This window comes from Streptacidiphilus sp. EB129 (assembly GCF_041262645.1).
Taxonomy (GTDB): Bacteria; Actinomycetota; Actinomycetes; order Streptomycetales; family Streptomycetaceae; genus Streptacidiphilus.
Window position 1 is genome coordinate 15,355 of sequence record NZ_JBGCCS010000045.1, and the last position, 12,621, is coordinate 27,975.

Genomic DNA, 12,621 nt, shown 5'->3' on the forward strand with positions numbered 1-12,621 from the left:
CGCCGGCTGAACATGCGGTGGATGGAACGTCAAGAGATCGTCAGGTTTGCCCCATAGTTCACCGTTTTTCAGTTTCGCGGAGCCGGCGCCGGTTCGGGCGGCGCGAGGCTGGCGGGTATGGCCACCACCGCGATCACCGCACCGCTCGGCGCCGCCGTGCGCATGGACTCTCCGCGCCCCCGCTACGCACGTCCCGCGCTGATACTGATCGTCTCGGTGGCCGGTCTGCTCTATGCCTGGGACATTCAGCACAGCCAGTACCACCCCTTCTACGCGGACGCCGTGCGCAGCATGTCCGGGAGCTGGAAGGCATTCCTGTACGGGTCGTTCGACCCGGGCAGCACCATCACCCTGGACAAGCTCCCCGGCTTCCTCTGGCCGCAGGCGCTGTCCGCGCGGCTCTTCGGCTTCCACGCCTGGGCGCTGACGCTGCCCCAGGTGGTCGAGGGGGTCCTCAGCGTGCTGGTGCTGCACCGGGCGGTGCGGCGCTGGGCCGGGGTGGAGGCCGGGCTGATCGCCGCGGCGCTGTTCACGCTGACGCCGGTGGTCGCCGGGCTGTTCCGTACCTCGGTGGAGGACCCCGCCTTCACGCTGTTGCTGCTGCTCGCCGCCGATGCCACCACCCGGGCCGCCCGCACCGCCGCCTGCCGCCCGCTGCTGCTGGCCGGGTTCTGGGTCGGCCTGGCCTTCCAGGCCAAGATGCTGGAGGCCTTCGCGGTGCTGCCCGCACTGGCGCTGGCCTACCTGGTCGCCGCCCCCGCGCCGCTGCGCCGCAGGCTGCTGCGGCTGGGCTGCGCCGGGGCGCTCACCCTGGTGGTGTCCGCGTCCTGGATGCTGCTGATCACGCTGACCCCCGCGCAGGACCGTCCGTACGTCGACGGGACCACCGACAACTCGGCGGTGAGCATGGTCGTGGGCTACAACTTCCTGAACCGCTTCGCCGCGGTCGGGGTGAACGCGGCCGACACCGGCAGCGTCTCCGCCGTGCGCGGTGGCCCGCAGTCGGGGCGGCCCGAGTCCCCGGCGCGGCTGGTGAGTGCGGCGCAGCCCGGCTCGACGACCACGCCGGTTGACGGGTCGCCGCGTCCGGCGGGGCCGGCGGGTGGGGGTGAGGACGGCTGGGGCAAGCTGCTGGCCGGGCCGCTCGCCTCGCAGACCGGCTGGTTCTACCCGCTCGGCCTGCTCTCCCTCGGTTTCGGCCTGTACGCCCGCCGCAAGGCACCCCGCACCGACCCGCTGCGGGCCGGGCTGCTGCTCTGGGGCGCCTGGCTCGGCGTCTTCTTCCTGGTGCTCAGCGCCGGCAGCGTCGGCGGCCACAGCTACTACATGGGCGTGATCGCCGCCCCCCTCGCCGCGCTCGGCGGCTTCGGGCTGGTCCAGCTCTGGCGCGCGTACCGCGACGGGGCGCGCGGGGCCTGGCCACTGCCGGTCACCGTGGCGGTCGGCGCGGGGTGGGCTGCGCTGCTGGCCCGGAACTACCCCCACTTCCTGTCGCCGCTGGCCCCGGCCGTACTGCTGCTGGCGCTGGTCGCGCTGCTGCTGCTCACGGTGCCGCTGCTGCTTCCGCTGCGGTCGCCGAACATCTCGGCGGCGGGCCGGGCCGGGCTGTTGCTCGGGGTGGCGGCGCTGCTGCTCGGGCCCGCGCTGTGGACCGCGACCGTGCTCGACCCGGCGTACGGGCACTCGGGCATGGGTACGGTCGGTCCCGCCGCCCGGCCCCAGCACCGACCGCAGAGCGGGTCACCCTACGGCCAGTACCTGGCGGCGGGGGAGTCGCCCGGCCGCGCGGCGGGGCTGTCCTGGCCGCAGGCCACCGGCACGCTGACGCCGGCCCAGCAGGCACTGGTCGCCTACACCAGGGCGCACCAGGGCAGGGCCCGCTATGTCTTCGCCACCACCAGCTGGAGCCTGGCCTCCCCGTACATCCTGGCCACCGACGCCGCCGTGCTGCCGATCGGCGGCTTCACCGGCCAGGCCCCCGCGCCCGCGCTGGGCACCCTGCGACGCGAGATCGCCGACGGCACCCTGCGCTACGTCCTGCTGGCTGACCGGACGTCAGCAGGCGGGCCGGGCCGTCCGTCCGGCCGTCCCGGCGCCGGAGCCGGCACGACGCCGAACGGTGCGCCGAAGAGTGGCACAGACACCGGGACGGACACCGTGATGTCCGACCCCGTCGATCCCGCCGGGGGAGGTACGGTGGCTGCGCGGACCGTGTTGTGGATCTCCCGCAGCTGCTCCGCCGTGCCGCCGGGCGACTACGGGGGCGGGGTGACCGGGGCGCAGCTCTACCGCTGCGGAGCGCGGACCGGCTGACTGCGTACGGGCGCGGCTGTCGAAAGGGGCGGGACGGATGCCGGAGGCACGATCGAGGCAGGCCGGACAGGTGCGGCTGGCCGATCCGACCGGTAAGTGGGTGCTCGGCACCGCCGTCCTGGGTTCCGCCATGGCCCTGCTCGACGGGACGGCGGTGAACGTCGCGCTGCCGCACATCGGCAAGGACCTCAACGCCTCGCTGGCCGCGCTGCAGTGGGTCGTCAACGCCTATCTGCTGACCCTCGCCGGGCTGATCCTGCTCGGCGGGGCGCTGGGCGACCGCTACGGTCGCCGCCGGGTCTTCGTGATCGGTGTCACCTGGTTCGCGCTGGCCTCCGCGGTCTGCGGGCTGGCCCCCAACATCGAGGTGCTGATCGCCGCCAGGGCGTTGCAGGGCGTCGGCGGGGCGCTGCTCACCCCCGGGTCGCTGTCGCTGCTGCAGGCGGTGTTCCGGCCGGAGGACCGGGCCAGGGCGGTCGGCCTCTGGTCCGGCCTGGGCGGGGTGTCCGGGGCGCTGGGTCCGCTGCTCGGCGGCTGGCTGGTGGGCGGACCCGGCTGGCGCTGGGTGTTCCTGATCAACCTTCCGCTGGCGGTGATCGCGGTGGCGGTCGCGCTGCGGCACGTGCCGGAGAACCGGGACGAGACCGCGACCGGCCGCTTCGACATGCTCGGCGCCGGGCTGGCGGCGCTGACCCTGGGCGCCCTGACCGCCGCGCTCACCAGCGGCCACGGGCTGGCGCCGTGGGCCGGGGCGCTCGCCCTGGTGGGCGGCGTGGCCTTCTACCTGACGGAGCGTCGCGCCCACACGCCGATACTGCCGCTGGATCTGTTCTCGGCCCGGGTCTTCGGCATGGTGAACCTGGCCACCGTGTTGATCTACGGCGGGCTCAGCGGGATCCTCTTCTTCCTGGTGCTGCAGCTGCAGATCACCGCCGGGTTCAGTCCGCTGATGGCGGGCCTCGGGACGATGCCGCTCACCGTGCTGATGTTGCTGCTGTCCAGCAGGGCGGCCCAGCTGGGGGAGCGGATCGGCCCCAGGATCCCGCTCACCGTCGGCCCGCTGCTGGCGGCGGCCGGGCTGCTGCTGATGCTGCGGATCGGACCGGGCGCCTCCTACCTGGTGGACGTGCTGCCGGCCTCGGTGCTGCTCGGTCTGGGGATGACGCTGCTGGTGGCGCCGCTGACCGCGACCGCGCTGAACGCGGTGGAGACCCGCAGGGCCGGTCTGGCCAGCGGGGTGAACAACGCCGCCGCGCGAACCGGCAGCCTGCTGGTGGTGGCGGCGCTGCCGGCGCTGGTGGGCCTGTCGGGCGAGGAGTACCGGTCCGGCGCGGCGGTGAACTCGGCCTTCCACCGCGCGGTGTGGGTCTGCGCCGGGCTGATGACCGCGGCGGGGGTGCTGTCCTGGTTCACCATGCCGGGCGCGGCGGCTCCGGTGGCGGGCGCCCCGCGCCGCGGCGCGCTGCCGTCCATCGACCAGCCCTGCCGCGGCACTGACTGCGCGGAGTCCGTGGACACCGAGGGCTCCGAGGCGGCCTGAGGACCGCTGTCACCAGCCTGGATACGCTGTCACCAGCCTGGGTACCAGGCCAGGGCATGCGCCTCGGCCAGCGTGTCCCGCACCTGGGTGCGGTAGCGCAGGGCCTGTGCCGGATCGTTCTCGCTGAGCGCCGCCGCGGCGAGCGCGGCCGCCGAGGTGGCCCAGGCGAGCAGCCGGATCGCGTCCTGCCGGGTGGCATCGCTCAGTGTGGTGTCGGGAAGGTCGGCCGCGTGTCGGGCCAGCAGCGTGGAGAGGACCCGTAGATGGGTGCGGGTGGTCTCGGGGCTGGGAAGCGGATCTGGCGCATGACGGCCCACGGTGGTTCCCCCGATAGTGGAGAGATACGTCACATCCATCGTCCCGCACATGCCAAGAGCATGTGCAGGGATTTAGGGAGAAAGTGTGTCCGGGAACCATCCTCTCCTGACAAGGGTCCACCCCTCGGATCACATCCGGTAGACCGCGATCGCGTTCCCGCCGAAGACGGCCTCGCGTTCGCTCGGCGCGAGGCACTCGGTCAACTCCCGGGCCGTGCGCACGATCCGCGCGTAGTCGGCGGCCAGGGTGACGACCGGCCAGTCCGAACCGAACAGCAGCCGCTGCGGGCCGAAGGTCTCCAGCGCGGTGTCCGCGTAGGGGCGCAGGTCGGCGCTGGTCCAGGTGTGCCAGTCCGCCTCGGTCGGCAGGCCGGAGAGCTTGGCGACGGTGTTGGGCAGCGCGGCCAGGGCACGCAGCCGGTCCGCCCACGGCCGGATCGGGCCCGACGCGATCGGCGGCTTGCCCAGGTGGTCCAGCACGAAGCGGACGTCGGGCAGGGCCTCGGCGGCGCGGGTGGCCGCCGGGAGCTGCTCCGGTGTGATCACCAGGTCGTAGGCCAGTCCGGCCGCCGCGACCGCGAGCAGACCGCGCCGGACGTCCGGGCGCAGCAGCCACTCCGGGTCGGCCTCGCCCTGCACCTGGTGCCGGATGCCGACCAGGTGCTCGCCGCCCGGCCCCTCGCGCAGCGCCGCGAGTGCGTCGGCCACGTCGGGTGCGGTCAGGTCGGTCCAGCCGACCACGCCGGCCACCAGCGGATCCGTCGCGGCGAGGAGCAGCAGTTCGGGGGTCTCCTCCGGCACGCAGACCGTCTGCACCAGTACGGTGGCGTCCACCCCCGCCGCCCGGGCCTGCGGACGCAACTCGTCCAGGGCGAAGCTGCGGGCGATCGGCGCGAGCGCCGGGCCGGTGATCCAGTCCTGGTCGCGCACCGACAGGTCCCAGACATGGTGGTGGGCGTCGACGACCCTGGCGCTGCCGGTCACAGCTCCCAGACCACGGGGAGCGGGGCGTCGCCGCCCTCGGCCGAGTAGTCGTGGGCGACCTCCAGCAGGTCGGCCATCCGGGCCTGCCAGGCGGCGTTGACGGGCAGCCGCTCCAACTGGGCGATCAGCGCCGGGTAGTCGTCCACCTCCAGCAGGTGGAACAGCTCCGTGCCGCTGCGCCAGATGGTCCACGAGGTCGCCCCCGCAGCGCGGATGGCGGCGGTCAGCTCCTCCGGGACCTCGCGGTGGGCCTGCTCGTACTCCGCTGTCCGGTCCGCGCGGACGCGGGTGTGCAGGGCGACTCTCACTTCTCCTCCTGAACCGGCGCGGTGCCGCTCGGGGTGGTCACGGGGGTGGTCACGACCAGGACGTGCAGGGTGCGCGGGCCGTGCACGCCCTCGACCCGGTCCAGCTCGATGTCGCTGCTCGCGGACGGACCGGAGACGAAGGTGAGCGGACGGGCGGGGTCGAGCCGGGCCAGCGCCTCGGGGACGTCGCCGACGATCTGTTCGGCGCGGACCACGCACAGGTGGTAGTCCGGCAGCAGGGTGAGCACCCGGCGGCCCTGTCCGGGGCCCGCGTCCAGGACGACGGTGCCGGTGACGGCGATCGCCGCCGCCGCGGTGCTGAGCACGCCGTCGGCGGCCTCCAGCTCGGCGGTCCCGAGCGGCGGATCGTCGCCGAGCCGGAGCCACGGACCCTGCGGCAGCAGCTCGTCGGGGAAGCCCGGCGGCACCACCAGCCTGCCGACCCCGCGCGCGGCCAGCAGCCCGGCGATGCGCTCCGGCGCTTCGGCGGCGGACGCCGTCACCACCGTGGCGCGGTAGTCGGCGACGCGTTCGGCGAACAGGGCGGTCAGGTCGGGCCCGGCGTGGCTGCGCCGGTAGTCGCGCGGGACCGGCACCTGCTCCGGCGTCTCGTCCGGCGGGACATCGGCCAGGGCCGCCCTGATCGCGTTCAGCACGGTCTCCCGCGTCTCCCGCGCCGAAGATTGACTGGTCGTCATCTCAGTGCTCTCCAACCCCGTTGGTGGGCCCGTGGGTGCGCTGCCACCAGGAGCGGAACGACTCCGGCGGCGGGGCCTGGGTGTCGCGGGCGTCGCTCCAGCCGTGCAGCGGTCCGGGCAGCGGGCCGATGGTTCCCCCGCGCGCCAGCAGCCGCCCGCCCAGCGTGGCGGCCCGCTGCGCCATGGCCAGCCGTCCCGGCGTGGCGAGCACGGCGGTCGCGGCCCGCATCACCAGCGACTCGGCGCCCGGGATACGCCGACGGCGCCGGCCGGCCTCGACCACCTCGGCCCGCAGATGGGTCAGCAGCTCCGGAATGTTGATCTTCACGGGGCAGGCGTCGTAGCAGGCCCCGCAGAGCGTGGACGCGAACGGCAAGGTGCTCGCGTGCTCGACCCCGGCCAGCTGCGGGGTGAGCACCGCGCCGATCGGACCCGGGTAGACCGAGCCGTAGGCGTGGCCTCCGGTGCGCTCGTAGACGGGGCAGACGTTGAGGCAGGCGGAGCAGCGGATACAGGCCAGCGCCTGTCGGCCGACCCGGTCGGCCAGCGTCGCGCTGCGGCCGTTGTCGAGCAGCACCAGGTGGAACGCCTGCGGTCCGTCGCCGGGAGTGACGCCGGTCCAGGTGCTGGTGTAGGGGTTCATCCGCTCGCCGGTGGAGGATCGCGGCAGCAACTGCAGGAACACCTCCAGGTCGGACCAGAGCGGCAGCACCTTCTCGATACCCATCACGGTGATCAGCGTCTGCGGGAGGGTCAGGCACATCCGCCCGTTGCCCTCCGACTCGACCACGCCGACCGTGCCGGTCTCGGCGATGGCGAAGTTGGCGCCGGAGACGGCGACCCTGGCGCGCAGGAACTTCTCGCGCAGGTGCAGCCTGGCCGCCTCGGCCAGCGCCCGAGGCTCGTCGGACAGGCCCTCGGGCGCGGGGCGCCCCCAGTGCGCCATCTCCCGGACGAAGATCTCGCGGATCTCGGCGCGGTTCCGATGGATCGCCGGGACCAGGATGTGCGAGGGCCGGTCATCGCCCAACTGCACGATCAGCTCCGCCAGATCGGTCTCGTAGGCGTGGATGCCCGCGGTGGCCAGCGCCTCGTTCAGCCCGATCTCCTGAGTGGCCATCGACTTGACCTTGACCACCTCGGTCTGCCCGGTGGCCCGTACCAGCTCGGTGACGATCCGGTTGGCCTCGGCCGCGTCGGCGGCCCAGTGGACGACGCCGCCGGCCTTGACGACGGACTCCTCCAACTCCAGCAGATAGCGGTCGAGATGACGGAGCGTCCGGCGCTTGAGCGCGGCCCCGGCGTCGCGCAGCTGCTCCCAGTCGTCCAGCTCGGCGGTGACGGCGAGGCGCTTGTCGCGGATCGTCCCGGTGGCCTTGCGCAGATTGCGGCGCAGCTGCGGGTCGGCCAGCGCGGTGCGGGCGGCCTCGGGGAAGCCGGGACTGCCCAGCCAGACCACCGGGTTGGGCGTCCGGGGCGGGCTGCCGTTGGTGCCGTCGCTCATCCGGCTGCTCCGTCCGTGGTGGCGAGGATCTCGGCGAGGTGGCGGGTGCCGATCCCGGTCCGCAGCCGGGACAGGCCGCCGCCGATGTGCATCAGGCAGGAGTTGTCGGCGGCGCAGAGCACGTCGGCGCCGGTGCCGACGACCGCGCGCATCTTGTCGGCCAGCATCGCGGTGGAGGTGTCCGCGTTCTTCAGCGCGAAGGTGCCGCCGAAGCCGCAGCAGGAGTCGGATCCCGGGAGCTCGACCAGGTCGATGCCGCGTACGGCACGCAGCAGCCGCAGCGGCTTGTCGCCCAGCCGCAGCCCCCGCAGCGAGTGGCAGGTGGGGTGGTAGGTCACCCGGTGCGGGAAGAAGGCGCCGACGTCGGTCACGCCGAGGACGTCGACCAGCAGCTCGGTGAACTCGTACACCGTCGGCGTCACCCGGGCGACGGCTCCGCGCAGCGCCGGGTCGCCGTACTGCTCGGCCACCACGGCGTGGCTGTCCCGGACCATCCCGGCGCAGGAGGCGGACGGGGTGACCACGGCGTCGTAGCCGGCGAAGGCCTCGGCGAAGCCGCGTACCAGCGGCAGCGCCTCGGGCCGGTAGCCGGTGTTGAAGTGCATCTGCCCGCAGCAGGTCTGCGACAGCGGGAACTCCACGGTGTGGCCCAGCCGCTCCAGCACGGCCACCACGGCCTTGCCGGTGTCCGGATACAGGGTGTCGTTGAAACAGGTGATGAAGAGCGCGATGCGCATCAGCCGACCTCCTCGCACTCGCCGCGTGCGGACGTCGCCGTCCGGGGGATCCGTGCGCCAGGCAGCGGCCCGCCTGTGCGTGGTGGTCCGTCCAGGGGCGCAGGCCCATCCGGCGGCGCCAGCCCGTCCTGGGGCGCGGGCCCGTCCACGGGTGCCGGTCCGTCAGGCGGCAGCGGTACGTCGCCGGGCAGCAGCCCGGCCGAGCGCAGCGCGGTCCACAGCTCCGCGGGCACCGGTAGCCCCAGCATCCGTGCCGCGTCCGTCGCCTCCGCCGCGCTGCGCATGCCCACCAGCACGCTGGCGACGGCCGGGTGCCCGAGTGGGAACCGCAGCGCGGCCGCGCGCAGCGGCACGCCGTACTCCGCGCACAGGGCCTTGATCCGCAGCGCGCGCTCCAGCAGTTCGGCCGGGGCCGGGGCGTAGTCGAAGGTCGCCCCGGGCCTGGGGTCCGCCAGCAGGCCGGAGTTGAAGGCGCCGCCGACGACGACCGAGACCCCGCGCCGGGCCGCCTCCGGCAGCAGGGAGTCGAGCCCGGACTGGTCGAGCAGCGAGTAACGGCCCGCGAGCAGCACCACGTCCACGTCCGTCTCGCGGACGAAGCGGTCCAGCATCCGGGTCTGGTTCATGCCCGCCCCGATCGCGCCGACGATGCCCTCGGCGCGCATCCGTTCCAGTTCCGGGTAGCCGGAGCCGAAGGCCGCCGCCTCGTGGTGGTCCGGGTCGTGCAGGTAGACCACGTCGATGCGGTCCAGGCCGAGCCGGACCAGGCTGTCCTCGACGGCGGTGCGGACGCCGGAGGCGCTGAAGTCCCAGACCCGGTCGTGGGTGGCGGGCACGGCGAAGCCGTCGTCCAGTTCGCCGGCGCGCGGGCGGCTCCGGGGCCGCAGCAGGCGGCCGACCTTGGTGGACACGGTGTACGCGGCGCGCGGACGGTCGCGCAGGGCGGCGCCGAGGCGGCGCTCGGACAGCCCGAGACCGTAGTGCGGGGCGGTGTCGAAGTAGCGCACGCCGGCGTCCCAGGCGGCGTCGACGGCGGCGCGCGCCTGGTCGTCACCGACCTCGGTGAAGAGGTTGCCGATGGCGGCGGCGCCGAAGGAGAGCGGGGTGACCGGCACGCCGCTGCGCCCGAGCGGATGCTGCTGCATGGTGCTCACGATGCCACCTGTTCTGCCGGTACCGGCCGTCCGGCGCCGATCAGTCCGATCAGTCCGACGCGTAGCAGGGGCATACAGGGCGCCCTTCCCAGTAGACATCCGATGAATATGTGGCGATTGGACTCTAGGGACTACTGAGAGCCCTGGCAAGGAGTCAGTGACCCGATGACTGACGCGCGGGCAGTTCGGCAACCCGTCGTGTGCCCACCCATCGCGTAGGGTGACGCTGCCGTGGTCGGTGGCGCCCGGCCGACGGAGGAAAGGGGACAGGGAGGACCATGCGGTTCCTGCTCGGGGTGCTCGGTGTCGCGGTGGTGCTCGGTACCTACTCGTCGGTGGTGCGCACCGTGGTGATGCCGCGTCCGTCCCGGTCCAGCCTCGCCCGGATGGTGCAGGGCGTCCTGCACGGGGCGTTCCAGCTGGTCGCGGACCGCTGCCGCACGGTCGAGGGCAAGGACAAGGTGCTGGCCCCGGTCGCGCCGCTGTCGCTGCTGCTGACCCTGGTGGTCTGGCTCGGGTCGTTCATGGTCGGCTATGCGCTGCTGGAGGCGTCGGTCAGTGGGCTCGGCCCCAAGGCCGCGCTGATCGAGGCCGGTTCGTCACTGTTCACGCTGGGCTTCGCCAGCAGTCAGCGCAGCGTGCTGACGGCTGTGGACTTCCTGGCGGCGGCCACCGGGCCCATCGTCATCGCGCTGCAGATCAGCTACCTGCCCTCGCTCTACAGCGCCTACGCCCGGCGGGAGGCCGAGGTGACGCTGCTGCAGTCGCGGGCCGGCAGCCCGCCCTGGGGCCCGGAGATCCTGGCCCGCTACGCCCAGACCGAGCTGCTGGACTCGCTGGACTCGCTGTTCGGCAACTGGGAGCGCTGGGCCGCCGAGGTGAACGAGAGCCACACCACCTACCCGGTGCTGATCCACTTCCGCTCGGCCCGGCCCACCCGCAACTGGCTGGTCTGCCTGCTCGCGGTGCTGGACGCGGGGGCGCTGCAGCTGGCGTTCAACCCGTCCCGTCGGCAGACCCCGGTCCGGCTGGCGCTGCGGGCCGGCTTCGTCTGCCTGCGCGACCTGGCCGACGTGCGCGGCATCCCCTACGACGCGGACCCGCTGCCGGACAGTCAGATCGACCTGTCCTACCGGCAGTTCCTGGAGGGCGTGGCCCGGATGGAACAGCAGGGCTTCCCGATGGAGCGCACCCCGGAGCAGGCCTGGCCGCACTTCCACGGCTGGCGGGTCAACTACGAGTCCCTGGCCTACCGGCTCGCCTACGACATAGAGGCCGTTCCGGCCCCCTGGTCCGGGCCGCGCCGCCGTCCCTCGGTGGTGGTCACCCCGACCACGCCGCGGGACCGCCGTCCTGGCGGGGTCACGGTCGAGCACCAGTACCTGCCCGGGCTCGGGAAGATCGGCGGAGAGAACTGACCGTCCGTCACCGTCGATTGTGTCAGGCGGCATTGCGCGACCTCCGGGGCGGAACTAGCGTGCGCAGCATCGCCTGACCGTCCAACGGCGGACGGCAGTGCAAGCCGACGGAGGTCACGCCCCATGACCCGGTACGCAGCGCCCGGCGAGCCCGGCGCGAAGATGAGCTACCTGCCTCGCTACGACCACTGGATCGGCGGCGAGTTCGTCGCCCCGGCACTCGGCCGCTACTTCGAGAACCCGACCCCGGTGACCGGCCAGACCTTCTGCGAGGTGGCCCGGGGCACCGCCGAGGACATCGAACGCGCCCTGGACGCCGCCCACGCCGCCGCCCCGGCCTGGGGCCGCACCTCCGCCGCCGAGCGTGCCGGGATCCTGAACCGGATCGCGGACCGGATGGAGGCCAACGTCGAGGCCCTCGCGCTCGCCGAGAGCTGGGAGAACGGGAAGCCGATCCGGGAGTCGCTGGCCGCGGACATCCCGCTGGCGATCGACCACTTCCGCTACTTCGCCGGTGCGATCAGGGCCCAGGAGGGCTCGCTCTCCGAGATCGACGACGACACCGTGGCGTACCACTTCCACGAGCCGCTGGGCGTGGTCGCGCAGATCATCCCGTGGAACTTTCCGATCCTGATGGCGGTCTGGAAACTCGCCCCGGCCCTGGCCGCCGGCAACGCCGTGGTGCTCAAGCCCGCCGAGCAGACCCCGGCCTCGGTGCACTTCTGGATGAGCCTGGTCGAGGACCTGATCCCGCCGGGCGTGGTGAACATCGTCAACGGCTTCGGCGTCGAGGCCGGCAAGCCGCTGGCGTCCAGCGCGCGGGTCGCCAAGGTCGCGTTCACCGGGGAGACCACCACCGGGCGGCTGATCATGCAGTACGCCAGCGAGAACATCAAGCCGGTCACCCTGGAACTGGGCGGCAAGAGCCCCAACATCTTCTTCGACGACGTCAGCGCGGCCGACGACGACTTCCTGGACAAGGCGCTCGAAGGCTTCACCATGTTCGCCCTCAACCAGGGCGAGGTCTGCACCTGCCCGTCCCGTGCACTGATCCAGGAGGGTCACTACAGCGACTTCCTGGACGCGGCCGTGGAGCGCACCCGCACGATCGTCCAGGGCCACCCGCTGGACCTGACCACGATGATCGGCGCCCAGGCCTCCAACGACCAGCTGGAGAAGATCCTCTCCTACCTGGACATCGGCCAGCAGGAGGGCGCCAAGATCCTCACCGGCGGTGTCCGTGCCGACATGCCGGGCGAGCTGGCCGGCGGCTACTACGTCGAGCCGACGATCTTCGAGGGCAACAACGCGATGCGGATCTTCCAGGAGGAGATCTTCGGCCCGGTCGTCTCGGTGGCCCCGTTCGCGAGCTACGACGACGCGATCCGGATCGCCAACGACACCCTCTACGGCCTCGGCGCGGGCGTGTGGACCCGCGACGCCACCACCGCCTACCGGGCGGGGCGCGCCATCCAGGCCGGCCGGGTCTGGACCAACTGCTACCACGCCTACCCGGCGCACGCCGCCTTCGGTGGCTACAAGGGCTCCGGCATCGGCCGCGAGAACCACAAGATGATGCTCGACCACTACCAGCAGACCAAGAACCTGCTGGTCAGCTACTCCGCCAAGAAACTCGGCTTCTTCTAGC

Annotated in this window: 11 protein-coding genes; 4 read left to right on the forward strand and 7 right to left on the reverse strand. The window is 73.0% G+C overall.

Annotation, left to right across the window (positions count from 1 at the left end):
- Window positions 1-117: 117 nt before the first annotated feature.
- Complete coding sequence (locus ABH925_RS33150) at window positions 118-2,313, forward strand: ArnT family glycosyltransferase (protein ID WP_370154160.1); 2,196 nt, start codon at window positions 118-120, stop codon at window positions 2,311-2,313.
- A 37-nt stretch (window positions 2,314-2,350) separates the two neighbouring features.
- Window positions 2,351-3,853, forward strand: a complete 1,503-nt coding sequence (locus ABH925_RS33155; protein WP_370154162.1) for an MFS transporter — start codon at window positions 2,351-2,353, stop codon at window positions 3,851-3,853.
- A 29-nt stretch (window positions 3,854-3,882) separates the two neighbouring features.
- Here ABH925_RS33155 and ABH925_RS33160 read toward each other — a convergent pair whose 3' ends face one another.
- The 7 genes from ABH925_RS33160 to ABH925_RS33190 form a co-directional block, all read right to left on the reverse strand.
- Complete coding sequence (locus ABH925_RS33160; RefSeq protein WP_370154164.1) at window positions 3,883-4,170, reverse strand: hypothetical protein; 288 nt, start codon at window positions 4,168-4,170, stop codon at window positions 3,883-3,885.
- A 129-nt stretch (window positions 4,171-4,299) separates the two neighbouring features.
- Window positions 4,300-5,154 (reverse strand): amidohydrolase, encoded by an 855-nt coding sequence (locus tag ABH925_RS33165; protein ID WP_370154167.1) that lies wholly within the window; start codon window positions 5,152-5,154, stop codon window positions 4,300-4,302.
- The gene (locus ABH925_RS33170) at window positions 5,151-5,462 is read right to left on the reverse strand and encodes an L-rhamnose mutarotase (protein WP_370154170.1); all 312 of its coding nucleotides are present in this window, start codon (window positions 5,460-5,462) and stop codon (window positions 5,151-5,153) included. Before ABH925_RS33170 ends, ABH925_RS33165 begins: the two co-directional genes overlap by 4 nt.
- On the reverse strand, window positions 5,459-6,160 hold the full coding sequence (locus tag ABH925_RS33175; RefSeq protein ID WP_370154173.1) for a lactate utilization protein C: 702 nt from the start codon (window positions 6,158-6,160) through the stop codon (window positions 5,459-5,461). Before ABH925_RS33175 ends, ABH925_RS33170 begins: the two co-directional genes overlap by 4 nt.
- A gap of 1 nt (window position 6,161) precedes the next feature.
- Complete coding sequence (locus ABH925_RS33180; protein ID WP_370154176.1) at window positions 6,162-7,664, reverse strand: lactate utilization protein B; 1,503 nt, start codon at window positions 7,662-7,664, stop codon at window positions 6,162-6,164.
- Window positions 7,661-8,401: a (Fe-S)-binding protein gene (locus ABH925_RS33185; protein ID WP_370154179.1), complete on the reverse strand. Its 741-nt coding sequence runs from the start codon at window positions 8,399-8,401 to the stop codon at window positions 7,661-7,663. Before ABH925_RS33185 ends, ABH925_RS33180 begins: the two co-directional genes overlap by 4 nt.
- The gene (locus ABH925_RS33190) at window positions 8,401-9,546 is read right to left on the reverse strand and encodes an aldo/keto reductase (RefSeq protein ID WP_370154242.1); all 1,146 of its coding nucleotides are present in this window, start codon (window positions 9,544-9,546) and stop codon (window positions 8,401-8,403) included. The genes ABH925_RS33185 and ABH925_RS33190 overlap by 1 nt, the downstream gene beginning before the upstream one ends.
- 287 nt (window positions 9,547-9,833) lie before the next feature.
- On the opposite strand from ABH925_RS33190, the gene ABH925_RS33195 reads away from it, so the two are divergent.
- Together ABH925_RS33195 and adh are read left to right on the forward strand one after the other, a co-directional pair.
- On the forward strand, window positions 9,834-10,973 hold the full coding sequence (locus tag ABH925_RS33195) for a hypothetical protein (protein ID WP_370154181.1): 1,140 nt from the start codon (window positions 9,834-9,836) through the stop codon (window positions 10,971-10,973).
- Between the two features lie 123 nt (window positions 10,974-11,096).
- A complete protein-coding gene (gene adh / locus ABH925_RS33200) occupies window positions 11,097-12,620 on the forward strand; it encodes an aldehyde dehydrogenase (RefSeq protein ID WP_370154184.1) in 1,524 nt (507 codons plus the stop codon).
- Window position 12,621 lies beyond the last annotated feature (1 nt).